Source organism: Rhizobium sp. 21-4511-3d, from assembly GCF_053522545.1.
Genome location: NZ_JBNWCF010000001.1, coordinates 327,754 through 353,974 on the forward strand (window position 1 = coordinate 327,754; position 26,221 = coordinate 353,974).

The 26,221-nt window shown below is 63.1% G+C and carries 22 protein-coding genes; 15 read left to right on the forward strand and 7 right to left on the reverse strand.

The genetic code is table 11. The features are described from left to right. Positions 1–6: 6 nt before the first annotated feature. The 13 genes from ACQZ5H_RS01795 (at position 7) to ACQZ5H_RS01855 (ending at position 14,863) form a co-directional block, all read left to right on the forward strand. Complete coding sequence (locus ACQZ5H_RS01795) at positions 7–213, forward strand: hypothetical protein (RefSeq protein ID WP_025555384.1); 207 nt, start codon at positions 7–9, stop codon at positions 211–213. Between the two features lie 192 nt (positions 214–405). Beyond that, a complete protein-coding gene (locus ACQZ5H_RS01800; RefSeq protein ID WP_025555383.1) occupies positions 406–654 on the forward strand; it encodes a hypothetical protein in 249 nt (82 codons plus the stop codon). Positions 655–703: 49 nt separating this feature from the next. Then, entirely contained in the window at positions 704–1,366 is a 663-nt protein-coding gene (locus ACQZ5H_RS01805) for a response regulator transcription factor (RefSeq protein WP_025555382.1), read from the forward strand. Then, a complete protein-coding gene (locus tag ACQZ5H_RS01810; protein WP_025555381.1) occupies positions 1,366–2,769 on the forward strand; it encodes an ATP-binding protein in 1,404 nt (467 codons plus the stop codon). The genes ACQZ5H_RS01805 and ACQZ5H_RS01810 overlap by 1 nt, the downstream gene beginning before the upstream one ends. A gap of 118 nt (positions 2,770–2,887) precedes the next feature. Then, positions 2,888–3,313 carry a membrane protein gene (locus ACQZ5H_RS01815; protein WP_025555380.1) on the forward strand — a complete coding sequence of 142 codons (426 nt, stop codon included), beginning with the start codon at positions 2,888–2,890 and terminating at the stop codon, positions 3,311–3,313. A 235-nt stretch (positions 3,314–3,548) separates the two neighbouring features. Beyond that, positions 3,549–4,682, forward strand: coding sequence for a c-type cytochrome biogenesis protein CcmI (gene ccmI, locus ACQZ5H_RS01820; protein ID WP_449096573.1), 1,134 nt, complete (start codon positions 3,549–3,551; stop codon positions 4,680–4,682). After that, positions 4,679–5,131 (forward strand): cytochrome c maturation protein CcmE, encoded by a 453-nt coding sequence (ccmE, locus tag ACQZ5H_RS01825; protein WP_025555378.1) that lies wholly within the window; start codon positions 4,679–4,681, stop codon positions 5,129–5,131. The genes ccmI and ccmE overlap by 4 nt, the downstream gene beginning before the upstream one ends. Continuing rightward, a complete protein-coding gene (locus tag ACQZ5H_RS01830) occupies positions 5,128–7,125 on the forward strand; it encodes a heme lyase CcmF/NrfE family subunit (protein WP_449096574.1) in 1,998 nt (665 codons plus the stop codon). Before ccmE ends, ACQZ5H_RS01830 begins: the two co-directional genes overlap by 4 nt. A 173-nt stretch (positions 7,126–7,298) precedes the next feature. After that, the gene (locus ACQZ5H_RS01835; RefSeq protein ID WP_449096575.1) at positions 7,299–7,772 is read left to right on the forward strand and encodes a cytochrome c-type biogenesis protein; all 474 of its coding nucleotides are present in this window, start codon (positions 7,299–7,301) and stop codon (positions 7,770–7,772) included. A gap of 179 nt (positions 7,773–7,951) precedes the next feature. After that, positions 7,952–9,550, forward strand: coding sequence for a Do family serine endopeptidase (locus tag ACQZ5H_RS01840; protein WP_130278639.1), 1,599 nt, complete (start codon positions 7,952–7,954; stop codon positions 9,548–9,550). Between the two features lie 103 nt (positions 9,551–9,653). Then, complete coding sequence (locus ACQZ5H_RS01845) at positions 9,654–10,400, forward strand: response regulator transcription factor (protein ID WP_281438209.1); 747 nt, start codon at positions 9,654–9,656, stop codon at positions 10,398–10,400. Beyond that, complete coding sequence (locus ACQZ5H_RS01850) at positions 10,397–11,806, forward strand: sensor histidine kinase (protein WP_112719649.1); 1,410 nt, start codon at positions 10,397–10,399, stop codon at positions 11,804–11,806. The genes ACQZ5H_RS01845 and ACQZ5H_RS01850 overlap by 4 nt, the downstream gene beginning before the upstream one ends. A gap of 102 nt (positions 11,807–11,908) precedes the next feature. Beyond that, positions 11,909–14,863, forward strand: coding sequence for a bifunctional [glutamine synthetase] adenylyltransferase/[glutamine synthetase]-adenylyl-L-tyrosine phosphorylase (locus ACQZ5H_RS01855; protein WP_449096576.1), 2,955 nt, complete (start codon positions 11,909–11,911; stop codon positions 14,861–14,863). Here the strand turns inward: ACQZ5H_RS01855 and ACQZ5H_RS01860 are convergent. Together ACQZ5H_RS01860 and pepN are read right to left on the reverse strand one after the other, a co-directional pair. Further along, positions 14,860–17,178, reverse strand: a complete 2,319-nt coding sequence (locus ACQZ5H_RS01860) for a PAS domain-containing sensor histidine kinase (protein WP_449096577.1) — start codon at positions 17,176–17,178, stop codon at positions 14,860–14,862. The genes ACQZ5H_RS01855 and ACQZ5H_RS01860 overlap by 4 nt on opposite strands. 182 nt (positions 17,179–17,360) lie before the next feature. After that, positions 17,361–20,009 (reverse strand): aminopeptidase N, encoded by a 2,649-nt coding sequence (gene pepN / locus ACQZ5H_RS01865; RefSeq protein ID WP_449096578.1) that lies wholly within the window; start codon positions 20,007–20,009, stop codon positions 17,361–17,363. A 281-nt stretch (positions 20,010–20,290) separates the two neighbouring features. Between pepN and ACQZ5H_RS01870 the strand changes: the two genes are divergently transcribed. Together ACQZ5H_RS01870 and ACQZ5H_RS01875 are read left to right on the forward strand one after the other, a co-directional pair. Further along, a complete protein-coding gene (locus ACQZ5H_RS01870) occupies positions 20,291–21,223 on the forward strand; it encodes a DMT family transporter (RefSeq protein WP_112719645.1) in 933 nt (310 codons plus the stop codon). A 209-nt stretch (positions 21,224–21,432) separates the two neighbouring features. Next, positions 21,433–22,323, forward strand: a complete 891-nt coding sequence (locus ACQZ5H_RS01875) for a hypothetical protein (protein ID WP_207225137.1) — start codon at positions 21,433–21,435, stop codon at positions 22,321–22,323. Here the strand turns inward: ACQZ5H_RS01875 and ACQZ5H_RS01880 are convergent. The 5 genes from ACQZ5H_RS01880 to ACQZ5H_RS01900 all read right to left on the reverse strand — a co-directional run bounded on the left by ACQZ5H_RS01880 (position 22,320) and on the right by ACQZ5H_RS01900 (position 26,086). Further along, positions 22,320–22,469: a hypothetical protein gene (locus ACQZ5H_RS01880; RefSeq protein WP_449096579.1), complete on the reverse strand. Its 150-nt coding sequence runs from the start codon at positions 22,467–22,469 to the stop codon at positions 22,320–22,322. The two genes, ACQZ5H_RS01875 and ACQZ5H_RS01880, sit on opposite strands and share 4 nt — an antisense overlap. A 41-nt stretch (positions 22,470–22,510) precedes the next feature. Next, positions 22,511–22,702, reverse strand: a complete 192-nt coding sequence (locus tag ACQZ5H_RS01885) for a hypothetical protein (RefSeq protein ID WP_130278633.1) — start codon at positions 22,700–22,702, stop codon at positions 22,511–22,513. A 134-nt stretch (positions 22,703–22,836) separates the two neighbouring features. Next, on the reverse strand, positions 22,837–23,709 hold the full coding sequence (locus ACQZ5H_RS01890) for a uracil-DNA glycosylase (RefSeq protein ID WP_449096580.1): 873 nt from the start codon (positions 23,707–23,709) through the stop codon (positions 22,837–22,839). A gap of 57 nt (positions 23,710–23,766) precedes the next feature. Next, positions 23,767–25,062 (reverse strand): Hsp70 family protein, encoded by a 1,296-nt coding sequence (locus ACQZ5H_RS01895; RefSeq protein ID WP_449096581.1) that lies wholly within the window; start codon positions 25,060–25,062, stop codon positions 23,767–23,769. 142 nt (positions 25,063–25,204) lie between these two features. Beyond that, positions 25,205–26,086 (reverse strand): LysR family transcriptional regulator, encoded by an 882-nt coding sequence (locus ACQZ5H_RS01900; protein WP_449096582.1) that lies wholly within the window; start codon positions 26,084–26,086, stop codon positions 25,205–25,207. Positions 26,087–26,221: the final 135 nt, after the last annotated feature.

Genomic DNA, 26,221 nt, shown 5'->3' on the forward strand with positions numbered 1-26,221 from the left:
ATGGTCATGGGTGATTTGAAGGACTGGTATCATTCGAAGACGATCTGGGGTGCGCTGATTGCGATCGGCGCTTCCGTTCTGCACGCGGCGGGCATCGATATCGACGCCGGCGACCAGAGTCAGATCGTCGATTCTCTCGTCAATATCGCCGGCGCCATCGGCGGGCTTCTGGCCGTCTATGGACGGCTGACGGCGAGCACGGCGATCCGCTGATCGAGCATTTTGGGACGGCGGCGGCAGCGATATCAAGAGCTTCTGCCGCCTCGTCTTTTGGCTGTGAATATCGTTGCGGCAATACAGTCGAGAATTGTTCTAAACCACCGTCATTACAGTGCATTCATTTGCCATTCAGGTCACGTGAGTACATAGTCGGCCCAGGTTGGAATTACGTTGGAAGCATTGCACATGGCCTCTCCTCTGAGCGTCGTAGCCTTGGCCGCAGGGCTGGCTGTATCGGCGCCCTCACCGGACGACTCGCGCACGCTTGTGGTGCGCGTCGCTGGCGATTGCAGCGCCGCCGCGCAGCAGGTCGTCGAGCAGACGGGCGGCCAGCTTCTTTCCGTGCAGCCTTCGGGCGATTCATGCATCATCACCGTGCTCGTTCAGGGCAATGGCCAACGCCCCCGCAAGGTAACCGTCAAGGTTCCGATGTAGGCGGAATCGGCCTATAACGCACTGACTGAAACAAGGTGAAAGCGGACCGATGCGCATTCTGGTAGTCGAAGACGACGTCAATCTGAACCGTCAGCTGAGCGATACGCTGAAGGAAGCCGGCTATGTCGTCGATCAGGCCTTCGACGGCGAGGAAGGACACTTCCTCGGCGATACCGAACCCTATGACGCGATCATCCTCGACATCGGCCTGCCTGAGATGGACGGCGTGACCGTGCTCGAGAAGTGGCGCGGGGCGGGTCGCGGCATGCCGGTTCTTATCCTGACGGCGCGCGACCGCTGGAGCGACAAGGTGGCGGGCATCGATGCCGGCGCCGACGACTATGTGACCAAGCCTTTCCATGTCGAGGAAGTGCTCGCCCGCATCCGCGCGCTGATCCGCCGCGCTGCCGGTCATTCCTCCTCCGAGATCGTCTGCGGTCCTGTCAGGCTCGATACCAAGACCTCCAAGGCTGTCGTCAACGGCGTGGCGCTGAAGCTGACTTCGCACGAATACCGGCTGCTTTCCTATCTGATGCATCACATGGGCGAAGTCGTTTCGCGCTCGGAACTCGTCGAGCACATGTACGACCAGGATTTCGACCGTGATTCCAATACGATCGAAGTCTTCGTCGGACGCCTACGCAAGAAGATGGGCGTCGATCTGATCGAAACGGTGCGCGGTCTCGGATACCGCATCCAAGCGCCGGCCTGATGCGAATTAAATCGCTCACCGCACGCGTTCTGCTGCTGACGACCGTATGGTCGACGGTGGCGCTTGTGGTGATCGGCCTGCTGATCTCGACGCTTTATCGCCGCAGCGCCGAGCGCGGCTTTCAGGATCTGCTGCGCGCCCAGCTCTATAACGTCATCAATTCCGTCACCATCGGCGACCAGGGCGCGCTGGCCGGCAGCCCGCAGCTCGGCGACCTGCGTTTCGCGCAGCCGCGCACCGGCTGGTACTGGGTGGTGGAGCCGCTCGGGACCTATACGACGGCGCCGCTGGTTTCGCCCTCGCTGGGCTCGGCGACCATTCCCGTTCCCTCCGTTCTCGAAGCGCCCTTCGACAAGAATTACGAACGCTACTACCAGGTGACGGATGCCAGCGGGAACCGGGTGCAGGTGGCCGAGACCGAGGTGGTGCTCGATACCGACGGCCGCGCCGCGCGCGTTCGCGTCACCGGCAATGTCGAGGTCGTCGAATCCGACGTCAGCAACTTTTCCCATAGCCTCTACCTGGCGCTCGCCGGCTTCGGTGTCGGCAGTCTGATCGTCAATGCGCTCGCCATTCTCTTCGGCCTGAAACCGCTCGACAAGGCGCGTGCGGCGCTGGAGCGTATCCGCGCCGGCGAGAGCGAGCAGCTGAAGGGCGATTTCCCGCGCGAGATCCTGCCGCTGGCCAATGAGGTCAATGCGCTGATCGACAGCAACCGCCGCATCGTCGAGCGCGCCCGCATGCAGGTCGGCAATCTGGCGCATTCGCTGAAGACGCCGATTGCCGTGCTCTTGAACGAGGCGCGGGTGCTGGAGCGCTCGCATGGCGAGCTCGTCAAGAACCAGGCGGAAGCGATGCAGGGGCAGGTGCAATCCTATCTCAACCGCGCCCGGATTGCCGCGCAGCGCGAATCCGTGCTTGCCCGCACCGACGCGGAACCGGCGCTGGAACGGCTGGTGCGCGTCATGCGCCGCCTGAACGTCGACAAGGAATTCGAGCTTTCCGTCACGCAGCCGCATCTGGCCGTTGCCATGGAGCAGCAGGACCTCGAGGAGACGGTCGGGAATCTTCTGGAGAATGCGGCGCGCTTTGCCGTTCACAAGGTGAAGGTGAGCGCATCGGAAGCCGCCGAGGACGTGAAGGGTGCCGAGACCAGCGGCCGCAGGCACTGGGTCGAGCTCATCGTCGAGGACGATGGGCCGGGGCTGGAGCCCGATCAGATCAAGGAAGCGCTGAAGCGCGGCAAGCGTCTCGACGAAAGCAAGCCCGGAACCGGGCTCGGTCTTTCGATCGTCACCGAGATCGCCAATGAATATCAGGGCCGCCTGGAGCTTTCCCGCGGTGCTGCCGGCGGGCTCAAAGCAAAGCTAATTTTGCCCGGTCTCACAAAGGATGTTGCGTGACCAATTGCTTGATGTCACAAAGACATAGGCAGTTGCATAGCATGCTTTGCCTTAAAGCCGACAAGTGCCTGTGCGCATCTGCCGGCATTGATTTGTTTCTTTCTGCTGGTTCGACCGAATGATATCACGCGCGAATGCCATGATCGTTTCCTCGCTTTTCGTTGCCGTTGCCCTGAGTGGCTGCACGACGACGAAGAGCGCCAGCTCGACCGGCGTTTTCTCCCGCAAGCCTTCGGCCTCGGCACAATTCATCACGGCTCTTCAGGGCGGGATCGTGGGCCGTACCGGCATCGAACTCAGCGACAGCGACAAGCAGCGGGCGCTGGAAGCCGAATACCGGGCGCTGGAAGGGGCCGCCGTCGGCCAGCCGGTCGTCTGGAGCGGACGCAATGTCAGCGGCAAGGTTATCGCCGCGGCGCCCTATCAGGTCGGCTCGCAGAACTGCCGCCAGTACACGCATACGCTGACCGTCGACGGCAAGGAGACCGTGGCGCGCGGTTCGGCCTGTCGCAACGATGATGGCAGCTGGTCGCCGCTTGGCTAGCCAATCGGTATTCAGCCCATGCCGGGCTGTAAATTGCGCTTCTCCACGCTTCCGGTGCTCACGTACCTTTAGTACGCTGCGCTCTGGGTCGTGGAAAATCACCATTTTCGGCTTAGCCTGCACTGAATGTCGTGTGTCGTAAGCCGCAGCGAATATTGCGGCGAAACGCCTCAAATCTTCGTCATTCCGGCTTTGCCAGTTGGAATGGCCGCGCGCTTCAAGTATTGGGGCCGTTATGCTTTTCTGGATTCTTGTTGCTGCAATGACGGCGGCTGTGGCCGCGCTGCTGCTTTACCCGCTCCTGCGCGGCGGAAAGACGCTTGACGACACGCGCGCAGGCGAGGCTGCGGTCTATCGCGACCAGCTGCGCGAGCTCGACCGCGACCTCTCGGGCGGCCTGATCACCTCCGACGAAGCCGACTATGCGCGCGCCGAGATCGGCCGCCGCTTGATCGCCGTTTCGGCGACGGGTCCTGCCGCCGAGCCGAAGGCGGCGCGCCATCACCGCTTCAGCGAAGCCTTCATCCTTCTCTTGCTGCCGGCCATCGGGCTCTGTCTTTACGTTGCGATGGGACGGCCCGGCCTGCCATCGCAACCGCTCCAGGCACGGCTTGAAAATCCCGGCAACGACATGGCGATCCTCGTCTCCAAGGCGGAGCGCCATCTGGCGCTCAACCCGGATGACGGCAAGGGCTGGGACGTGCTGGCGCCGATCTATTTCAATGCGATGCGCATCGCCGATGCCGAGAAGGCCTATCGCAATGCGATCCGCCTGCTTGGACCGAGCGCGATCCGCCTCGACGGCCTGGCGGAATCGCTGATGGCCGGTTCCAACGGCATGGTGACGCCGGAAGTGCGCCAGACGCTGGAACAGTCGCTGTCGATCGAGCCCGACAATCCGCGCGCCAAATTCTACGTGGCGCTGAGCCTGGAACAGGCCGGACAGGCTGAGCAGGCCAAGGCTGCCTTCGAGGCGATCGCCAAGGAATCGCCTGCCGATGCGCCGTGGCTGCCGCTGGTCAACGATCACATTGCCAAGAATGGCGGCGCGCCGATTGCCTCCAACAAGGCGCCGGGCGGACCGACGCAGGAAGACGTGGCTGCGGCCCAGAACATGAGCCCGGCGGACCAGCAGCAGATGATCCGCGGCATGGTGGATAGCCTCGACGCCAAGCTGAAGGCCGATCCCAACAATTTCGAGGGCTGGGTGCGGCTCGTCCGCTCTTATGCCGTATTGAACGACAAGGATCGCGCGGCCGACGCGCTTAAACGCGGGCTCGCCGTGTTCCCGGCTGACGGCGATCAAGGCAAGCAGCTGCTCGCACTGGGGCGCGAGCTGGGTATTGCGACCGAGGGGGTAACGGAATGACGCGCAAGCAGAAGCGCCTGGCGGTAATCGGCGGCGGCATGGGCTTTATCATTGCCGCGGTGCTGCTCGTGATGTTCGCCTTCAGCCAGTCCGTCGCCTATTTCTACATGCCGGCAGACCTTGCGAAGACGCCGGTGGCGCCGGAGACGCGCATCCGTCTCGGCGGTCTCGTCGGCGAGGGCAGCGTCGTGCGCGGCGTCGGCTCGACCGTCGAATTCGCCGTGACCGACGGCGGCGGTCAGCCGGTGAAGGTGAAATATACCGGCATTCTTCCCGATCTCTTCCGCGAGGGGCAGGGCGTGGTGACCGAAGGCAAGTTCGAGGCATCGAGCCACGAATTCATTGCCGATACCGTGCTTGCCAAGCATGATGAGAAATACATGCCGAAGGAAGTGGCCGACCGGCTGAAATCCCAGGGGCTATGGAAGGAAGGCGAGGGCGCGCAATGATCATTGAGATCGGCCATTATGCACTCGTGCTGGCGCTGGCGACGGCGATCATTCTCTCTGTCGTCCCCGTCATCGGCGCGCGCCGCCGCGATCAGGCGATGATGGATGTGGCGCCGCTCGGCTCGATCGTGCTCTTCGGCCTCGTCGCTTTCTCATTCGGTGTGCTGACCTATGCGCATGTCGTCTCCGACTTCTCGGTCGAGAATGTCTGGGAGAACTCGCATTCGCTGGTGCCGCTGATCTACAAATATTCCGGCGTCTGGGGCAATCACGAGGGATCGATGATGCTCTGGCTGCTGATCCTCGCGCTGTTCAGCGCCATGGTGGCGCTGTTCGGGCGCAATCTGCCGGATACGCTGCGGGCCAATGTGCTGGCGGTGCAGGCCTGGGTCTCGGTTGCCTTCATCCTCTTCATCCTGCTGACCTCCAACCCCTTCGTCCGTCTCGATCCGGCGCCGGCCGAGGGGCGTGACCTGAACCCGGTGCTGCAGGATATCGGCCTCGCCATCCATCCGCCGCTTCTCTATCTCGGCTATGTCGGCTTCTCCGTCTGCTTCTCCTTCGCCGTCGCGGCGCTGATGGAAGGCCGGATCGATGCCGCCTGGGCGCGCTGGGTGCGCCCCTGGACGCTGGCCGCCTGGACCTTCCTGACGCTCGGCATCGCCATGGGCTCCTACTGGGCCTATTACGAGCTCGGTTGGGGCGGCTGGTGGTTCTGGGATCCGGTCGAGAACGCCTCCTTCATGCCCTGGCTCGCGGGCACCGCGCTGCTGCATTCGGCGCTCGTCATGGAAAAGCGCGAGGCGCTGAAGATCTGGACGGTGCTGCTCGCAATCCTGACCTTCTCGCTGTCGCTGATGGGCACCTTCCTGGTGCGCTCCGGCGTGCTGACCTCGGTCCATGCCTTTGCCAGCGACCCGAGCCGCGGCGTCTTCATCCTCTGCATCCTGATGATCTTCATCGGCGGGGCGCTGTCGCTCTTCGCCTTCCGTGCGCCGCTGCTTTCGGCAGGTGGTCTCTTCGCGCCAATTTCGCGCGAGGGCGCGCTGGTGCTGAACAACCTGATCCTGACGGTTGCCTGCGGTACGGTGCTGACGGGAACGCTCTATCCGTTGCTTCTGGAAACGCTGACCGGCGACAAGATCTCCGTCGGCCCGCCCTTCTTCAACATGACCTTCGGGCTGCTGATGATCCCGCTGCTGCTGGTCGTGCCTTTCGGGCCGCTGCTCGCCTGGAAGCGCGGCGACCTGCTCGGCGTGCTGCAGCGGCTCTACGTCGTCGCGGGCCTCGCTTTCGTGGCGGCGCTGGTCTTCTTCTATATCGAGCATGGCGGGCCGGTTCTTTCGGTTCTCGGCCTAGCTGCCGGTCTCTTCCTCGTCTTCGGGGCTGCGGCTGATCTCTGGTATCGCGCCGGTATCGGCAAGGTGGCGGCGAATGTCGCCTGGCGGAGATTGACCGGCTTGCCGCGCTCCGCCTTCGGTACCGCGCTTGCGCACGCCGGTCTCGGCATCACCGTTCTCGGCATCGTCGCGGTCTCGACCTTTGCGACGGAACATGTGCTGGAGATGAAGCCCGGCGAGACCACGGATGCCGGCGGCTACTCGCTGCATTTCGACGGCATGCAGCCGGCGACCGGTCCCAACTACAAGGAAGACCGCGGTCATTTCAGCATCCGCCGCGGCGGCGTCGAAGTCGCCGATGTCTGGTCTGCAAAGCGCGTCTATGTCGCCCAGCAGATGCCGACGACGGAGGCGGGTATCCTGACCTTTGGGTTGAGCCAGCTCTATGTCTCGCTCGGTGATCCCACCAATGACGGCGGTATTGTCGTGCGCATCTGGTGGAAGCCGTTCATTCTCTGCATCTGGGGCGGGGCGTTGATCATGTCGATTGGTGGCTTTGTTTCGCTGAGCGACCGGCGCTTGAGGGTTGGTGCGCCGCGGCGCAAGGCGAAGGCGGCGAAGCCATCGGCTCCGGCGATGGAGCCTGCGGAATGAGACGCTCGTGGTTTCTCCCTTCTCCCCAGCGGGGAGAAGATGCCCGAAGGGCAGATGAGGGGGATGAGCAGCGCGGCTGCGAGGCCTTCGAGCATCAGCGAGAAGCAACCGGCGGCACGCGTGGCCCCCTCATCCGTCCTGACGGACACCTTCTCCCCGAGGGGAGAAGGGGATTGTGGCGCTCGCTGCGGCTCCTCCTCGTACTTGCCGCGTTCCTCTCGCCACTCCCAGCCTTCGCCGTAAACCCCGACGAAGTGCTCCCCGATCCGGCGATGGAGAGCCGGGCGCGGACGCTGTCGGCGGAGTTGCGGTGCATGGTGTGCCAGAACCAGTCGATCGACGATTCCAATGCCGATCTGGCTAAGGATCTGCGGCTCTTGGTGCGCGAGCGCATCAAGGATGGCGACAGCGATGAGCAGGTGTTGAACTACATCGTCTCGCGTTACGGCGAATTCGTGCTGTTGAAGCCGCGGTTCAGTATCCGCACGGTGATGCTCTGGGGCGCGCCCATCGTGCTGATCCTGGCAGGGGGCATTTCACTCATCGTCTTCGCACGCCGCCGGACCGGCAAGCCGACCGGCAGCCGTCTTACGGCAGACGAACAGGCCAAGCTCGACGAGTTGATGCGGACTGACCGCCAGGCCTGAGTCCTGCGGAAATCCGGCCCGTTGCGTGCGTTGCAGCCGAAAGCTGTAGCGCTCTCAACATTACAAATTTTTCATTGCCCAGACAGTTCGCAGTAAGGTCTCGCATCCTATATCTTCCTTCATCAGCCGATCCCGACCGGGGGCCGGACCGACTAAATGAAGAAGAGAAGGTGCCTATAATGTTCAAGACTCCCTCCCTTGCCACTGCGCTCAAGGCTTCGACCGTCGCAGGTCTCGCAGCCGCCGTGCTTGCCACTGGCGTGCCGCTTGAGATCACCCGTTCCTATGCCGAAGCCGTCAATGTTCAGGCACCGCAGGTTCCGAGCTTTGCCAATGTCGTCGACGCTGTTTCGCCGGCCGTCGTTTCCGTCCGTGTCGAATCCCGCATCAAGCCGGCTTCCGATGACGGCAACGGTTTCTCCTTCGATTTCAACGGCCGCGGTTTTGACGACCTGCCGGACGATCACCCGCTGAAGCGCTTCTTCAAGCAGTTCGGCGAGCAGGGTCCGAACGGCGGTGACGGCCAGGATGGCCAGCAGCGTCCGCCGCGCCACTTCGGCGATCGCGGTCCGGGTGGCCCCGGCGGTCCTGGCGGCCCCGGCCGTCTGCGTCCCGTTGCCCAGGGCTCCGGCTTCTTCATCTCCGAAGACGGCTATATCGTTACCAACAACCACGTCGTTTCCGACGGCTCGGCTTTCGTTGCTGTCATGAACGACGGCACCGAGCTTGACGCCAAGCTGATCGGCAAGGACCCGCGCACCGACCTCGCCGTGCTGAAGGTCGACGGCAAGGGCAAGAAGTTCACCTACGTCAACTGGGCCGACGACAACAATGTCCGCGTCGGCGACTGGGTTGTCGCAGTCGGCAATCCGTTCGGCCTCGGCGGCACGGTGACCGCGGGTATCGTCTCCGCCCGCGGCCGCGACATCGGCTCCGGTCCGTATGATGACTACCTGCAGGTGGATGCCGCCGTGAACCGCGGCAACTCCGGTGGCCCGACCTTCAACCTCAACGGTCAGGTCGTCGGCATCAACACCGCGATCTTCTCGCCGTCGGGCGGCAGCGTCGGCATCGCCTTCGCCATTCCCGCCTCGACCGCCAAGGACGTCGTCGCCGACCTGATGAAGGACGGTACGGTTTCGCGCGGTTACCTCGGCGTGCAGATCCAGCCGGTGACCAAGGACATCGCCGACTCTCTCGGCCTTTCCGAAGCCAATGGCGCGCTCGTCGTATCCGCTCAGGACGGCACGCCCGGCCAGAAAGCCGGCATGAAGGCTGGTGACGTCGTCACCGCCGTCAATGGCGAACCGGTCAAGGATGCCCGCGATCTCAGCCGCCGCATCGGTGCGATGCAGCCCGGCAAGAAGGTCGAAGTGTCGATCTGGCGCGATGGCAAGGCGCAGTCCCTCAACGTCGAGCTCGGCACGCTGCCGGCTGACCAGAAGGACGCTTCCAACGACGACAGCGACCAGCAGCAGGAACCGCAGGCACCGGCTTCCGAGAAGGCGCTTGCCGATCTCGGTTTGACGGTCGGCCCGGCCGATGACGGCAAGGGCCTGGCCATCACCGGTATCGACCCGAATTCCGACGCTGCCGACAAGGGCATCAAGGAAGGCGAGACGATCACCTCGGTCAACAACCAGCAGGTTTCGAGCGCCGACGATGTCGTCAAGGTTCTGAACCAGGCAAAGAAGGACGGCCGCACCCGGGCGCTCTTCCAGATCCAGTCGAAGGACGGCAGCCGCTTCGTCGCCCTTCCGATCAACAGCCAAGGCTGATCCCCCACAGCCTTGACCGGCGCATCCCCATGATGCGCCAGAGAAGGGGAGCCGCGCTTCCAGCCCAGCGCGGCTCCCTTCCGTTCCATCCACAGGTGCCGCGATGACCCAAGCGCAACAGGAAGACGTATTGAGCCTTGCCGAAACAAAACCGGCAGGTAATGTCAGCCGCATGAAGATTCTCATCATCGAGGATGACCTCGAAGCTGCGGTATACCTGACGAAAGCCTTTCGCGAGGCCGGGATCGTCGTCGATCACGCAAGTGATGGCGAGAGCGGTCTCTTCATGGGCTCGGAAAATACCTACGACGTCATTGTCATCGACCGCATGCTGCCGCGCCGCGACGGCCTTTCCGTCATCAGCGAGCTGCGCCGCAAGGGCGTTCACACACCCGTTCTCATTCTTTCGGCTCTCGGCCAGGTCGATGACCGCGTGACTGGCTTGCGTGCCGGCGGCGACGACTATCTGCCGAAGCCCTATGCCTTCAGCGAGCTTCTCGCCCGCGTCGAGGTTCTCGGCCGCCGCAAGGGCACGCCGGAGCAGGACGTCGTCTATCGCGTCGGCGACCTCGAACTCGACCGGCTCTCCCACGAAGTGCGCCGCGGCGGCAAGGAAATCCCGCTGCAGCCTCGCGAATTCCGTCTTCTCGAATATCTGATGAAGAATGCCGGTCAGGTCGTGACCCGCACCATGCTTCTCGAAAATGTCTGGGATTACCATTTCGATCCGCAGACCAACGTCATCGACGTGCATGTCTCGCGCCTGCGTTCGAAGATCGAGAAGGATTTCAGCCAGCCGCTGCTGAAGACCATTCGCGGGGCGGGCTACATGATCAAGGATGAGGGATGAACCGTTTCTGGTTTCTCTTCCGATCTACCGCAGTCCGCCTTTCGGCCCTTTACATCCTGCTCTTCGCCATCTGCGCCGCGACGCTCGTCATCTATGTGACGGCGATGTCGCAGCGCCTGCTGACGGGACAGATCCGCGAGGCGGTGCAGCAGGAAGTCGATCAGGTCAAACGCGCTTATGACACCGGCGGCATCAACGCGCTCTTGCGCTCGATGGAGCGCCGCTCCCGCCAGCCGGGCGCCAATCTCTACATCATCGCCGGCCCTTCGGGCGACATCCTGGCGGGTAACGTAGCCTCGGTGCAGCCCGGTGTCTTCGAGGAGACGGGCTGGACCTCGGTTCCCTTCTTCTACCAGCGCTATGCCGAAAGCGGTCTCGACCGCAGGCATATGGCGATCGCCAATATCTTTGTGCTCGACAATGGCTTGCGCATTCTCGTCGGGCGCGACCTCGGCGAACCCGAGCGCTTCCGCGTGCTGGTGCGCCAGGCGCTGATGGTGGCGCTGGCGATCATGGGCTTGGGCGCACTGATCATCTGGTTCGGTATCGGCCGCAACGCGCTGAAACGCATCGACCGCATGTCGGCGGCGAGCAAGAAGATCATGGCCGGCGACCTCTCGCAGCGCCTGCCGGTCGGCGGTTCCGGTGATGAGTTCGACCGCCTTTCGGTGTCGCTGAACACCATGCTGGAGCGTATCGAGAAGCTGAACGAGGGCCTGCGGCAGGTTTCCGACAATATCGCCCATGACCTGAAGACGCCGCTGACGCGGCTGCGCAACAAGGCGGCCGACGCGGTCGATACCGATGACGGCGAGCAGCGCCGCGTGGCGCTCGAAGGGATCATTTCGGAATCCGACCAACTGATCCGGACGTTCAACGCGCTGCTGATGATCTCGCGTGTCGAGGCGGGGTCGGTGGCCGCGGAGATGTCGACGGTGGAGATTTCGGCGATCGTCGCCGACAGCGCCGAGCTTTACGAGCCGGTGGCCGACGATGCCGGCCTGACGCTGACCTCGGATATCGAGCCCGGCATTTCCGTGCAGGGTAACCGCGAACTCATCGGCCAGGCGCTGTTCAACCTGATCGACAATGCGATCAAATATTCCGTCGATTGCGACGGCCACGGCCAGATCGCCATCAAGCTGGCGCGTCGGCAGGACGCGATCTGCCTTTCGGTGGCCGACAGTGGCGCCGGTGTGCCCGCCGACAAGCGCGAGGCGGTGATCAAGCGTTTCGTGCGGCTGGACGAGAGCCGGTCGAAGCCGGGGACCGGGCTTGGCCTGTCGCTGGTCGAGGCCGTCATGGAACTGCATGGCGGTACGCTCGAGCTTTCCGACACCTATCCCGACAAGGAAGAAGGGCGTGGCCTGACGGTGACCATGCATTTTCCGGTCAAGCCCGCCTGAGTTTCGAGCACTGAAAGACGGTATTGGCTCCCGGCGTTTGCCGCTCTAGGTTAAGCGCATGCGAGACAACGCGAATCCGGCGCGTTGCAGCAGGGAGGCGGGATGCTGAAGAAGTCGACACATCTCTTGAAGGACGCTGGCGAGGTGGCGCTGAAGCCGCTGAACCAGGCCGAATTGAAGCTGGCGCTGAGCGATCTCGCGGAGATCGGCCGCGAAGAGCCCACTGTTGCCGCGATGGTGAAATCCGGTGGGCAACTGCTCGATTTCATCGCCGCCGCCTTCACCCTGTCTCCCTATCTGCGCGAGGTCGCCAATATCGACAATGCCGTGCTGGCAGCGGCGATCTCGGCGCCGCTGGAGCCTGAGATCGAAGGGCTGATCGAGGAGGCGCGCGCCTGCTGGAAACCTGTCGACGGCGCATTGCCGGCCGAATCCGCCGTCATGGCGAGGCTGCGGCAGATCAAGCGCAAGGTCGCCTTCCTGATCGCACTTGCCGATCTCGCCAGGATTTTCGACGGCCGCCAGACGACGGGCTGGCTGAGCGCGCTCGCCGAGGCCTCGGTCGCCGCTGCGATCGACCATCTGCTGATGTCGGCGCATGAGGGCGGCAAGCTGGTCCTGAAGGATGTCTCGAAGCCCAGCGAGGGCTCCGGCCTGATCGTACTCGGCATGGGCAAGCTCGGCGCCTCCGAACTCAATTACTCCTCCGACATCGATCTGGTCGTCTTCTTCGACGAGCAGGCGGGCATCGTGCCCGATCCTGACGATGCGATCGAGATCTATCCGCGGCTGATGCGCCGGCTGGTGCGCATCCTGCAGGAGCGGACGGCTGACGGCTATGTATTCCGCACCGATCTTCGGCTGCGGCCCGATCCCGGTTCGACGCCGCTGGCGATCTCGGTCGATGCGGCGATGATCTACTATGAGGGCAGGGGACAGAACTGGGAGCGGGCGGCCTTCATCAAGGCGAAACCGGTTGCCGGTGATCTCGCTGCCGGTGAGGATTTCCTGCGCGGCCTTGTGCCCTTCGTCTTCCGCAAATATCTCGACTATGCGGCGATCGCCGATATCCATTCGATCAAGCGGCAGATCCATGCCCACAAGGGGCACGGGGCGATCGCGGTGAAGGGGCACAACGTCAAGCTCGGGCGCGGAGGCATCCGCGAGATCGAGTTCTTCGCGCAGACGCAGCAGCTGATCGCCGGGGGGCGGATGCCCGTGCTGCGCAGCCGCGGTACCGAGGAGACGCTTGCCGAGCTCACAAAGGCGAAATGGATCGATGCGGAAACCCGCGACGAACTGACGGATGCCTACTGGTTCCTGCGCGATGTCGAGCACCGCATCCAGATGGTGCGTGACGAGCAGACGCATCTGTTGCCGGAAACGGAAGCCGATCTGAAACGCATCGCTTTCATGATGGGCTTCAGCGATACGCCGAGCTTCTCCGAGAAGCTGGTGGAGGTGCTCAGGACGGTGGAGCGGCGCTATGCGCGGCTCTTCGAGCAGGAAAACAAGCTTTCGACCGATACCGGCAATCTTGTCTTCACCGGCCAGAACGACGACCCTGATACGCTGGAGACGCTGAAACGTCTCGGCTTCGAGCGCCCGTCGGACATTTCCCGCATCATCCGCACCTGGCACTACGGCCGCTACCGCGCCACGCAATCCGTCGAGGCGCGCGAGCGGCTGACCGAACTGACGCCGGAGCTCTTGCGTGTGTTCGGCGAGAGCAAGCGGGCCGATGAGGCGCTGCTGCGCTTTGACAGCTTCATTTCCGGCCTGCCTTCGGGCATCCAGCTGTTCTCGCTGCTCGGCAGCAATCCGGCGCTCCTGTCGCTGATCGTCAACATCATGTCCTCGGCGCCGAAGTTGGCGGAGGTGATCGCGGCCAAGCCGCATGTCTTCGACGGCATGCTCGATCCTGGCCTGATGGCGGAATTGCCGACGCGCGATTATCTCGGCGAGCGTCTCAAGGCATCGCTGGTGCAGGCCCGCTACTACGAGGAACTGCTCGACCGGCTGCGCATCTTCGCCGCCGAGCAGCGTTTCCTGATCGGCATCCGGCTGCTGACCGGGGCGATCAACGGCGCCATGGCGGCGCGCGCCTTTACCCATCTTGCCGATCTGATCATCGAAGCGGCGCTGGACGGCGTGCTGAAGGAGATCGAGGCGGCGCATGGCCGTTTCCCGGGCGGCAGGGTTGCCGTTGCCGGCATGGGCAAGCTCGGCAGTTTCGAGCTGACGGCCGGCTCCGATATCGATCTCATCCTGCTCTACGATTACGACGATGAGGCTTCAGAATCCGATGGCGAGAAGCCGCTCGATGCGCTGCGCTATTTCACCCGTATCACCCAGCGCCTGATCGCGGCCTTCTCGGCGCCGACGGCCGAAGGCATTCTCTACGAAGTCGACATGCGGCTTCGCCCCTCCGGCAACAAGGGGCCGGTGGCGACGCGCATCAATTCCTTCGAGAAGTATCAGCGTGAGGAAGCCTGGACCTGGGAGCATATGGCGCTCAGCCGCGCCCGGCTGATCTGCGGCGATGCGAGCCTAACGGAAGCTGCCGAGCGGATCATTTCCGATGTCCTGTCTGCCAAGCGCGATACGGCCAAGGTCGCCCGCGATGTCGCCGAGATGCGCGATCTCATCGACAAGGAAAAGGCGCCGGGGAGCGGCTGGGATCTGAAGCTGATCCCCGGCGGCGTCATCGATATCGAGTTCATCGCGCAGTATCTGGCGCTGGTGGCGCCGGCGAAGGCCTCGGTGGTGAAGGTCAACGGGATGAATACCGGCGAGGCGCTGAAGGCGCTCGGCGGCAAACTGATGGCGCCTGCTGATCTCGACACCTGCCTCGAGGCCTTCAATCTCTATACGGAGCTGTCGCAGCTGATCCGGCTCTGCATCGATGGTCTGTTCGATCCGAAGGAGGCGCCGTCTGGTCTCGTCGAGCTCGTCTGCCGCGCCGGCGATTGCCCTGACATCAAGACGCTGGAAGGCGAAGTGAAACGGCTGTCGAAGGCTGTGCGGAAGATCTTTCAGGTAACCGTTAAAGCTTAGCGGGCAGCATCCGGGATGCGGAAGGTGACGGCGGTGCCGACGCCTTCGCGGGAGCGGATGCGCATGTTGCCGCCATGCAGCGAGGTGAGCGAGCGCGAGATTGCCAGGCCAAGACCCGAGCCGCCCTTGCTCTTGGCATACTGGCTCTGGACCTGCTCGAAGGGCTGGCCGATCTTGGTCAGCGCCTTGCGCGGGATGCCGATGCCGGTATCGGCGATGGTGACGATCAGGCCCTTGGCGTCGCGGCGGGTGCGAAGCGCGATGCGGCCGCCGTCATTGGTGAACTTCACGGCATTGGAAAGCAGGTTGAGCAGGATCTGCTTCATGGCGCGGCGGTCTGCGGTCAGCGTCATGCCATCGCAGAGGCGCTGCTCGATGACGATGTTCTTCTCGGCAGCCGGGATGGCGGTGAAGCGCAGGCTTTCTTCGATGAGCGGGGCGAGATCGACGGTCTCGCGATGCAGCTTCATGTGGCCGGCTTCGATCTTCGACATGTCGAGAATGTCGGTGATGACGTTCAGCAGGTGCTGGCCGCTATCGTGGATATCGCGGGCATATTCATCGTATTTCAGCGAGCCGAGCGGGCCGAACATCTGGTTCTGCAGGATTTCCGAGAAACCGAGGATGGCGTTGAGCGGCGTGCGCAGCTCATGCGACATGTTGGCGAGGAATTCCGACTTCGCCTTGTTGGCGGCTTCGGCGCGTTCCTTCTCGACGAGGTAATTGGCGTTGGCAACCGACAGCTCGGCTTTCTGGTGTTCGAGCGTCTGGCGCGATGCCTTGAGGTCGCCGATGGTTGCGACGTGGCGGCGCTCGGAGTCGCGCAGGCGCTCCTGGTTGCGCTTCAGAAGGGTGATGTCGGTGCCGACCGAGACCATGCCGCCATCGCGGGTGCGGCGCTCGTTGATCTGCAGCCAGCGCTCGTCAGCGAGCTGGACTTCGGCGGTGCGCGAGTGGCCGGCGCCGTTCGGATCGACCATGCGGCGCTCGATGACCGGGCGGGCGGCCGCGGCATTGACGACGCTGCGCTCGGTGCCGGGAACCAGCACGCTGTCAGGGAGGCCGTAAGCCTGCTGGAAGTGGGCGTTGCACATGACCAGGCGGTCGTTCTTGTCCCAGAGGACGAAGGCTTCGGAGGTGCATTCGATGGCGTCTGCGAGCCGCTGGTCTGCTTCGGCATAGCGCTGGGCCAGACGGTGCTGCTCGGTCACGTCCATGGCGATGCCGATCATGTGCATGCGGCCGGAATTGCTGCGGATCATCTGGGCGCGGGCGCGCATCCAGACATAGTGACCGGCGGCATGGCGCATGCGGAAAATCTGGTCGACCTGGCCGGAGGTCCCCTTGGCGATCGAGCGGGCGATCTCGTGCAGGCCGCCATCTTCGGGATGCATCAGGCGGGCGGCCTCGTTGAAGGACATGGTCTTGTCGGAAGCCGGCAGGCCGAGCATGTCGTACATCGAGCGCGACCAGAAGAATTCACGGTTTTCGAAATCGAAATCCCAGAGGCCGCAACGGCCGCGCGACAGCGCGGTCTCGACGCGCTGGTTGGATTCGACGAAGATGTCGTCGGCATCGCGGGCGCGGCGGACCTGCATGTAATAGGCATAGAGAATGACGAGCAGGATCGAGGAAATACCGGCAAACAGCGTGACGTTGAGCGTCAGCTCCTCGCGCCAGAGCTTGCCGATCTGATCGAGCGAGGTGGCAGCGACGATGTAGCCGCCCGCACCGCCGACGAGGCTGATCTCGGCATAATGGGGATCGCCGCTGATCGTCGTTTCGATGACGCCAGCACGGTCGCCGAAGCGGCGGATGGCAGAGACTTCGGGGAAGAAGTCGGCGACGTTGGAGCCGACATAGGAGACGCCCGCAGCCGATGCGGCAAAGACCTTGCCGCTCGCCTGGACGAGGAGAATGAACGAGCCGCTGTCGAGCCGGTCCTGCGGCAGAAACTTCGAAAGGCGGGCCTGCGCCTCGGCGGCGTTGCCGGCCTCGAAGAGCTGACCGGCATCGGTGAAGACGGCGGCGGCCGCAGCAGCAGAGAGCGACGTTGCGTGGCGGGCGGCTGCGCCCATCCGCGAATATTCCGACATCATCCCGAAGATGTGCGAGGCGGCAACGACGGAGAGAAAGGCGATAATCAGCGCCGGGATGGCGCGCTTGAGGATGGTTTCGACCTGCGGAAGACGCGGAGCGCCGGAGCGGCTGACAGCTGGACGGCTGCTCTGAGTGGCCCGAGACCAACCCCGCAACGCCCCGAAATCAACACGCAGCCGTCCCTCGGCCGCAGTTGCCCGCCGCACGTTCATCATCGCTATAACCTTGATCCCTCGTGTGATTCGCAGCGCCGCCGCTCGAACCTGACCCAATGAATCACTCCTGATTCGCCGTGTCCAGAGGCAAAGGTAAAAATCTGTTAACTATTTATAAGTGCTGATTTTTTGGGGATTCCGAAAAGGCTCCGCCGATAGCGGCGAAGCCTTTTGCTTGCAAATCACCCCTTGAGCGTACGCTCGACGATGTCGCGCACGTCGGTGGAGAGACCAGGCGCCCGTTCGATTTCCATCAGGGCCGCGCGGGCGAAATCGGCACGCGCCGGCTCCAGGGAGCGCCACGACCGCATCGATGTCAGGATGCGGGCGGCAAGCTGCGGGTTGCGCTGGTCGATATCGAGGATCTCGCGGGCAAGGAAGCGGTAGCCTTCGCCATCGGCGCGGCCGAAGCCGGTCGGGTTGGTGAAGGCGAAGGTGCCGATCAGCGAGCGCACGCGGTTCGGATTGGTGCGCTTGAAAAGCGGGCTGTCCATCAGCTTCTTGACGCGGTCGAGCGTGCCGGCACCCGGGATCGTTGCCTGCACCGAGAACCACTTGTCGACGACGAGGGCGTTTTCGGAGAAGCGGTCGCGGAAGGCGGTCAGCGCGCTGATCGCTTCGGCGCTGTCGGGGGAGCGGTGCGCCAGCAGCGTCAGGGCATGCAGGAGCTCGGTCATGTTGTTGGCGGCGTCGAAGGCGGCCTTGGCACGAACCGGCGTGTTCTCCGCATAGGAGAGATAGGTGAGGGCGGCGTTGCGGAGCGCGCGGCGGCCGGCACTCTTGGCATCCGGGCTGAAGGCGCCCGGTGTCGTCATCGTTTCGAACAGCGTGGCGAAGATGGCAGCACCCTGATCGGCGATTTGCTTCATCACCGCCTGGCGGCCGGCATGAATCGCGTCGGGATCATTGTTGCCGCCGAGTTCGCGGGCGATATCGGCTTCGCTCGGAAGCGCCAGCGCCTGGGCGCGGAAGGCCGGCTCCAGGGCGTCGTCGGAGGCGGCTGCAAGCAGCGTATCGACGAAGGTCTGTTCGCAGGCGACCGCCTTGCCGTCACGCGCGTCGCGGGCGGCCTTGAGAAGGTTAGGCAGCGCCAGATCGGTCAGCGCCTGCCAGCGGGCGAAATGATCGGTCTCGTGGCGGGCTAGCAGTGCGAGATCGGCCGGTGCCTGATCGAAATGCAGGTTGATCGGCGCCGAGAAGCTGCGGTTGATCGAGATGACCGGGCGCGAGGCGATGCCGTGGAAGACGGCGGTCTGCGTGCGGCCGGTCAGGTGCAGGACCTCATCGGCATATTCCGCACCATCGACCGACTTCGGCTTGATCGCCTTGCCGCTTTCGGCAAACAGCGCCAGGCTGAGCGGGATATGCATCGGCTTCTTGTCGGCCTGGCCGGGCGTGGCCGGAACCATCTGCTCGAGCTGCAGCGTGAAGGTCTTGGCCTTGCCATCATAGGTGCCGGAAGCGGTGACCAGCGGCGTGCCGGCCTGATGATACCAGAGCGAGAACTGCGAGAGATCGCGGCCGCTGGCTTCCTCGAAGCACTTGACGAAATCCTCGATCGTGACGGCCTGGCCGTCATGGCGATCGAAATAGAGGTCCATGCCCTTCTTGAAGGCCTTCTTGCCGAGCAGCGTCGCGATCATGCGCGTGACTTCGCTGCCCTTCTCATAGACCGTCATCGTATAGAAGTTGTTGATTTCGCGATACTTTGTCGGGCGTACCGGATGGGCGAGCGGGCCGCCATCCTCCGGGAACTGCTCGGACTTCAGATGGCGGACTTCAGCAATGCGCTTGACCGGGCGCGAGCGCTGGTCCGACGAGAACTCGTGGTCGCGATAAACCGTCAGGCCTTCCTTCAGGCAGAGCTGGAACCAGTCGCGGCAGGTGATGCGGTTGCCGGTCCAGTTGTGGAAATATTCATGCGCGATGATCGCCTCGATGTTGGCGTAGTCGGCATCGGTCGCGGTTTCCGGGTCGGCAAGGACGTATTTGTCGTTGAAGACGTTGAGGCCCTTGTTCTCCATCGCGCCCATGTTGAAATCGGAGACGGCGACGACCATGAAGATGTCGAGGTCGTACTCGCGGCCGAAAACCTCTTCGTCCCACTTCATCGAGCGCTTCAGGGCGTCCATGGCGTAGGCGGCGCGGGGCTCCTTGCCGTGCTCGACATAGATCTTCAGTGCCACTTCGCGGCCGCTCATCGTCGTGAACGTGTCTTCGATGACGCCGAGGTCGCCGGCGACCAGCGCAAAGAGGTAGCTCGGCTTCGGATGCGGATCGAACCAGGCGGCGAAATGCTTGCCTTCGCCGTAACCGGCGCCGCCGAGGAAGTTGCCGTTGGAGAGCAGCAGCGGGTTCTGTGCCTTGTCGGCGATGATGTTGACCGTATAGGGCGCCAGAACGTCAGGACGGTCGGGGAAATAGGTGATACGGCGGAAGCCCTCGGCCTCGCACTGCGTGCAGTAGATGCCGCCGGTGCGGTAGAGGCCCATCAGCTGGGTATTCTCGGAAGGATTGATGATCGTGGTGATCGTCAGTTCGAACGGTTCGCTCGCAGGGAGATCGCGGACCGTCAGACTGTCGGCCGTTGCGGTATATTGCTCCGCCGGCATTTCCATCTGATCGAACAGCAGGCTGGACAGGGAAAGCTCGTCGCCATCGAGGATGAGCGGCGTCTTCGGATCGACACCTTCACGGCGATGGAAGATCAGCCGCGCCTCGACCTTCGTTTCCGTCGGGTCAAGCTCGAAGGTCAGGTCCACGCGCTCAAGGACGAAATCGGTGGGCCGGTAGTCTGCCAGATTAATGACCTGGCCTGTGTCTGTACGCATAAGTGTTCCCTGAAGACCTTTATCGATATGACCGAGACAGGGACGGAATCCCCGCCGTAAATTTTGGGGGCGATGATTACATTAAAGTCTGAACTAAACTTAAAGCAAAGACCATTGATCTTTCTTTTCCGCATGGCGTGCGGACTTTTCCTGGCATGTCCGCAAAATTCGCTTTTCTTCGGAAATTTTTCCCAACGCCTGATCTCTTTGGTTACGATGGTGCCGCACTTCGATGTGCCGCCGAGTCGGCGGCCTCCTCCCGCAAGCGAGCATTGGAAGACATGGAATCGGTACTGAGAAACCCGATGAGGGGGATCCTGATGAAGGTCTCGTCGGTGGTCGTGTTCCTGGGCATGCAGACATTCATCAAGCTTGCGGGAACCGATGTCGCTCCAGGGCAGGTCACGTTCTACCGTTCCTTCTTCGCGCTCTTTCCGATCATGGCCTATCTCGCCTATCGCGGGCAGCTAAAGGCGGCCTTTTACACCGCCAATCCTATCGGCCATGTGAAGCGCGGCACGATCGGCATCGTTTCGATGGGTTTCGGCTTTTATGGCTTGATGCATCTGCCGCTGCCCGAGGCGATCGCGCTTGGATACGCGACGCCGCTGATCGCTGTCATCTTCGCGGCCGTCTTCCTGCGCGAGCGCGTGCGGCTCTATCGCTGGAGCGCGGTGTTCTTCGGCATCGTCGGTGTGGCGATCGTCTCCTGGCCGAAGCTGACGCTGTTTCGCGCCGGCGGCATCGAGGCCGAGCAGGCGCTCGGTGCCATCTGCGTGCTGATGTCGGCAGTGCTGGCCGGCATGGCGATGATCCAGGTGCGCAAGCTTGTGGAAGAGGAGAGGACGGCGACGATCGTACTCTACTTCTCGATGATCGCCTCGCTCTGCTCGCTGCTGACGCTGCCTTTCGGCTGGTATTCGCTTGACTTGGAGACGACGCTCTATCTCATCGTCGCCGGTTTTTGCGGCGGGGTGGCGCAGATTCTGCTGACCGAGAGCTATCGCCATGCCGATGTCTCCACCGTTGCCCCGTTCGAATACACATCGATCCTGCTTGGTGGCGTGATCGGCTATGTCGTCTTCGGCGATGTGCCAGGTGGGCACATGATGGTCGGTACGGCGATCGTGGTTGCCGCCGGTATCTACATCATCCACCGCGAGCACCAGCTCGGTCTGGAACGGCGCAACGCCCAGCGCGCCGGCGGCGGCTAGGCTTTCCGGTTGTTTTAGCTGTCGATTCGCGCTTTTGGCGGGAATGTACTGGCGAAATCTTGGGATACACATGACCCGCTGAATATGGTTGATGAAACTGACGAAGTTTCATTTATTCAAAGCCTTGCATATGCGAATGGCCACTGACGCCGGACGGAAATGTCCCTGAAGTGGTAGCTCCGGAAGCTGGCTTGCGAGCGGGGGCGCTTATGGCATTTTCGGCGGACGAACTGGCTCAGCATCCGAACTTCCTCGCCGCTATCCGCCTGCTCGCAGGCAACATGCGCGGCATGTTCGACGCTGCCCCGCGCCTGGCGCGGCTGCTTGCCTCCCACCAGCGCTGGCTCCTGACGCAGACGGCCTATGGCCTGAGTCTGCGGCATGACCCCTCCGACCCGTCATCCGGCTTTACCGCCGTGGCACTGACGGGGTGCATCACCGAGCACAGGGTCGCCAGCCGCAACACCGTTCTCAATTTCATCGAAGAACTGATCACCTACCGCTTCATCGCCCATACGCCGGGCGAGGAGCGCCGCCGTCCCCGGCATTTCGAGCCTGCCGATGTCAGCCATCAAGCGATGGCGGGGTGGTTTCTCTCGAACCTTGCAGCACTCGACGTTCTCGATGGCGGCAACCGCGCCGCCTGTTTCCAGGCGAACCCGGAATTGATCCGCATCGCCCAGCCGATGGTTGCCGAAAACTGCCTGAAGGATGCCCGCTGGCGCGAGCCGCCGGAGCAGGTGGCACTCTTCATGTGGACCGAAGCCGGTGGCCTCGTCGTCGATCACCTCGTTTCAAAGATCGATCTGGAGACCTGCGAAGGCGAGCGCTATGACGCCGGCCGTATCGAGACGCGCAATCTGGCGGGCGATTTCATGATGTCGCGCACGCATCTGCAACGCCTGTTCGCCAAGGCGGTACAGACGGGATGCCTCGGCTGGTACGACGAGCCGAAGAAGACGCAGCTATGGATTTCGGGCGCATTCCTGAGGGAATATTGCGGCTGGCAGGCGATCAAGTTCGCCTATATCGACCAGGCATTCGAAGCCGCCAAGATGCAGATCGAGCGCGATCCGGTCAGGTTCGCGGTCTGTGCTTAGAGCGCGATCGCGGTGACGTCGGTCGCCTTGCGGTCCGTCTGCGTCAAGCAGAGCTCGCGCTCATATTCCTTCGCAGCACAGACGGCAGCGCGGATATGCTCGATCGTTTCGATATTGCGCAGAAGCGAGATGATGACGGCAGACATGCGTAACTCCATCCGCGCGCCCGGCTGGGCGGCGCGGCTACTCAATATTCCTGGAAATCGGCGAAGATCGCGGCCGGACGCGTCGTGCGGCCGGTGATGCCGGTGCCACGGGCGATCATCTGTTCGTTGGTCGCGAAGCCGAGACGGCTGTAGCCTTGCGTCGTGCGAACCGCGTCGCTCGCGAGGCGGAGGGTTTCAAACCCGCAGTGTATAGGACGAAAACGTGTGTTCATTGCCTTGGTTCCTGTCAGATTCCTCCCAAGACACGAGTATATATTGCAGCGCAGCATCGATTCTGCAATGCACCTAAATGAGACGCAGCCATGCATAAAGTGCATGGGTCGTTTCATAAAATCTTTAAGATTGGCTATTTTGTAATCAGATCGAGATCGTGCAGCTTCTGCTGAAACGCTAAAAGATCGTTCCAGGCCAAGCGCTTATTGACTGGCGCGGTCAACAGATCCTGCGGATGCAATGTGGCGATTGCCGGGATCGTAAGCCCGCCGGCGCCGATCTCCTTCCACTGGCCGCGCAGGCCGTGGATCGTGTCCGTTTCCCCGAAAAAGACGCGCGCGGCGAAATTTCCAAACAGCAGGATGGCTTTCGGCTCCGCGAGCGCGATCTGCCGCTCGATGAAGGGGCGGCAGATATCCATCTCGGCGGGAGACGGCACACGGTTGCCCGGCGGGCGCCAGGGAATGACCTGCGTTAGCAGGATGCCGGAACGGTCGAGGCCGATCGCAGCCAGCATCTTGTCGAGAAGGGCGCCAGGACGCCCGGCGAAGGGTTGCCCCTCGCGGTCGTCTTCGGCGCTCGGGGCCGAGCCGATCACCATGATGCCGCTCGCCGCATCGCCGGTCGCAAAGATCGTCGAGCGGGCGCTGTGTTTCAGATTGCAGCCGTTGAAGGCTTCGAGCGCGGTCTTCAGTTCCGCAAGCGAGCGGGCGCTCTCGGCGGCAAAGCGCGCCTGCTGGACGGCTTCGCCATCGGGAATGGCCGGTTGCGGCCGGGCTGCGGGAGCGCTGGTGGCAGCCGGTGCCGGGCGCTGCGCTGCCGTGGCGCGATTCTGTGGCTGCGTGTTCTGCTGGGGTGCCGCCGCGCGGCGCGCCGCCTTCATCGCCTCGAACTCGGCAAAGCGATCGACGGCCTCTTCCTCCAGCAGCCACTCGACGCCCGCATCTGCATGGAAATGCAAAAGCGCGGCAAGTTCGGCCGGGGAGAGGTCGTTGGCGGAGATCATGCGGCAACCTTAACGGACGAGCGGCGGCAATGAAAGTGCAGCCGCCCGCCTAAGCGGCTATTGCACAGTCCATTGCGCGATGTCGTCGCGCTCGCCGATCAGCGCCAAGCCGTGGGCGATCGAGAGCAGTTCGCCGCCGGTCTCGATCTTGTCCTGGTCGAAGCGCTCGGTGAAGATGCGGCGCACGGCGGGCACGAAGGACGTGCCGCCGGTGAGAAACACCTTGTCGATGCCATCGGCGCGCGTCTGCGTCTTTTCCAGCACCTCGTCGAGCGCGCCTTCGATGCGGGCGAGGTCTTCGCCGATCCAGCCTTCGAAATCGCTGCGCTTGATCGTGCGGTGACCGCTGCGGCCGAGCGGGCCGAAGTCGAATGCGGCTTCCTCGTTTGCCGAGAGCGCCATCTTGGTAGCGGAAACTGCCTGATAGAGCGGGTAGCCCTCGTCGTGATCGACGAGATCGACGAAGAGCTCGAGCTTTTCCGGCTCAAGCGCGGTGCGCACCAGCTTCCTCAGGTCCTCGAACTCGCGCGAGGTCTTGAAGATCGACAGCTGGTTCCAGCGGCCGAAGCTCGAATAGTAGTTCGACGGCACCTCAAGGATCTTGTCGAAGCTCTTGAAATGACTCCCCTTGCCGATCTGCGGCGCGACGACATTGTCGATCATCCGATAGTCGAAATGGTCGCCGGCGATGCCGACACCCGAATGGCCGATCGGCTTCGCCGTCAGCTTGCCGGCGACGGTCTCGAAGCGGATCAGCGAGTAGTCGGTGGTGCCGCCGCCGAAGTCGGCGACGAGAACGGTGGCATCGGCCTTCAGGTTCTGCGCGAAGTAGAAGGCGGCTGCGACCGGCTCATAGACGTAATGCACTTCCGGGAAGCCGAAGCGCGACAGCGCCTCGTTGTAGCGCTGTGTCGCGAGCGCCGGATCGGCGGTGGTGCCTGCGAAATGCACCGGGCGGCCGGTGACGATGCGGCTGACATCGGACGGCCAGTTGTCGCCGGCATAGGCGCGCAGGCGGCGGATGAAGACTTCCATCAGGTCTTCGAAGCTCTGGCGCTTGCCGAAGACGATCGTGCCCTGGAAGAGGGCGCTGGCGGCAAATGTCTTGATCGACTGCAGGAAGCGGCAATCGCCGGGATTGTCGATGAACTGCCGGATTGCCGCCGCACCCGCCTCGACCTTCAAGGCCGATGCGCCGAGCTGCGGATCCTTCATGAAGGAGAGCGCCGTGCGCATGCTGTCGGCAGTGCCTGCCGCGCTGGTGAAGCTCATCGAATGAGTCGCATTGGCGCCATCCGCCATTGCCAGAACCGTATTGGTCGTGCCGAAATCAAGCCCGAGCGCCCGTGCCATGGCCGTGCTCCTTAAATCAGTAAAAATGCTTTGAACCGGGAAGAGATGACCCGGATGTGACAAAGGGCGGCAAATGCGCGCCCGCGAATTTTTGAGAGGGCGGGTGATCGCACAGGACGGAGGCGAAAGCAACCCGCCGGGATCAGCTGCCGCGGGTCTCCGCCGACATCTCCTGCAGCCAGCGCCGGAAGTTTTCCATCGCCGGTGTCACCGGCCGCGACTTCAGCCGCGTCAGCCAGTAGCTGCCCTTGGAAATATAGATGGGGAAGGGTTGCTCGATCTCACCGGATGCCAGCTGGCGCGAGAACATCAGTGGCGGGGCGAGCGCAACGCCCGCACCCTGTGTCGCGGCCTCGACCATCAGCACCGAGGAATCGAAGACCATGCCGAGGATCGGCGGTGCCGAGAGCCCGGCCTCCTCGAACCAGCTCGGCCACTCGTCGGAGCGGTAGGAGCGCAGCAGCGTCTGGCCCGCGACATCCTCCGGCGTCTTCAGCTGCCGGGCGATCGGTGGGATGCAGAGGACCGAGAGCGGCGCCTCGAACAGCGCTTCCGCCTCGATATCGTGCCAGGCGCCGTTGCCGAAACGGATCGTATAGTCGAGGCCCTCGGCGGCGATATCGACACGGTTGTTGTTGGTCGAGAGGCGCAGGTCGATATAGGGAAAGTGGGTGCGGAAATCCGCAAGCCGCGGCAGCAGCCAGCCGACCGCGAGCGTCCCGACCGCGCCGATCTTCAGCACTTCGCGCAGCTGGCCGCCTTCGAAGCGCTCCAGCATGTCGGCCATCCGGTCGAAGGATTCGCGCAGCACCGGCAAGAGCGCCAGCCCCTCCTCGGTGATCATCAATCCGCGCGGCAGGCGGCGGAAGAGCGTGACGCCGAGCCGTTGCTCCAGAAGCTTCACCTGATGGCTGACAGCCGCCTGTGTGACGCAGAGCTCGATCGCCGCGCGGGTGAAACTCAGATGCCGGGACGCGGCCTCGAACGCCCGCAGCGCATTGAGGGGCAGGTAGGGCCGAACCATGTGTTGACCTAATTCAATTCATGCCTGCCCGCAGATATCATCGTTTGATTGGGCCTCGCAAGCCGACCTGGAAAGCCGTGCCCTTGGCCATGATGGCCATGATTGCGGGCATTCTCGTCGATAATCTGCCAAAGC

Coding starts and splice junctions, on each gene's coding strand:
- pepN (WP_449096578.1), bottom strand. CDS start 20,009: ATGCGTACAGACACAGGCCAGGTCATTAATCTGGCAGACTACCGGCCC.
- ACQZ5H_RS01815 (WP_025555380.1), top strand. CDS start 2,888: ATGATATCACGCGCGAATGCCATGATCGTTTCCTCGCTTTTCGTTGCC.
- ACQZ5H_RS01810 (WP_025555381.1), top strand. CDS start 1,366: ATGCGAATTAAATCGCTCACCGCACGCGTTCTGCTGCTGACGACCGTA.
- ACQZ5H_RS01880 (WP_449096579.1), bottom strand. CDS start 22,469: ATGTCTGCCGTCATCATCTCGCTTCTGCGCAATATCGAAACGATCGAG.
- ACQZ5H_RS01885 (WP_130278633.1), bottom strand. CDS start 22,702: ATGAACACACGTTTTCGTCCTATACACTGCGGGTTTGAAACCCTCCGC.
- ACQZ5H_RS01895 (WP_449096581.1), bottom strand. CDS start 25,062: ATGGCACGGGCGCTCGGGCTTGATTTCGGCACGACCAATACGGTTCTG.
- ACQZ5H_RS01805 (WP_025555382.1), top strand. CDS start 704: ATGCGCATTCTGGTAGTCGAAGACGACGTCAATCTGAACCGTCAGCTG.
- ACQZ5H_RS01800 (WP_025555383.1), top strand. CDS start 406: ATGGCCTCTCCTCTGAGCGTCGTAGCCTTGGCCGCAGGGCTGGCTGTA.
- ccmI (WP_449096573.1), top strand. CDS start 3,549: ATGCTTTTCTGGATTCTTGTTGCTGCAATGACGGCGGCTGTGGCCGCG.
- ACQZ5H_RS01890 (WP_449096580.1), bottom strand. CDS start 23,709: ATGATCTCCGCCAACGACCTCTCCCCGGCCGAACTTGCCGCGCTTTTG.
- ACQZ5H_RS01795 (WP_025555384.1), top strand. CDS start 7: ATGGGTGATTTGAAGGACTGGTATCATTCGAAGACGATCTGGGGTGCG.
- ACQZ5H_RS01840 (WP_130278639.1), top strand. CDS start 7,952: ATGTTCAAGACTCCCTCCCTTGCCACTGCGCTCAAGGCTTCGACCGTC.
- ACQZ5H_RS01870 (WP_112719645.1), top strand. CDS start 20,291: ATGGAATCGGTACTGAGAAACCCGATGAGGGGGATCCTGATGAAGGTC.
- ACQZ5H_RS01830 (WP_449096574.1), top strand. CDS start 5,128: ATGATCATTGAGATCGGCCATTATGCACTCGTGCTGGCGCTGGCGACG.
- ACQZ5H_RS01860 (WP_449096577.1), bottom strand. CDS start 17,178: ATGATGAACGTGCGGCGGGCAACTGCGGCCGAGGGACGGCTGCGTGTT.
- ccmE (WP_025555378.1), top strand. CDS start 4,679: ATGACGCGCAAGCAGAAGCGCCTGGCGGTAATCGGCGGCGGCATGGGC.
- ACQZ5H_RS01900 (WP_449096582.1), bottom strand. CDS start 26,086: ATGGTTCGGCCCTACCTGCCCCTCAATGCGCTGCGGGCGTTCGAGGCC.
- ACQZ5H_RS01855 (WP_449096576.1), top strand. CDS start 11,909: ATGCTGAAGAAGTCGACACATCTCTTGAAGGACGCTGGCGAGGTGGCG.
- ACQZ5H_RS01875 (WP_207225137.1), top strand. CDS start 21,433: ATGGCATTTTCGGCGGACGAACTGGCTCAGCATCCGAACTTCCTCGCC.
- ACQZ5H_RS01850 (WP_112719649.1), top strand. CDS start 10,397: ATGAACCGTTTCTGGTTTCTCTTCCGATCTACCGCAGTCCGCCTTTCG.
- ACQZ5H_RS01845 (WP_281438209.1), top strand. CDS start 9,654: ATGACCCAAGCGCAACAGGAAGACGTATTGAGCCTTGCCGAAACAAAA.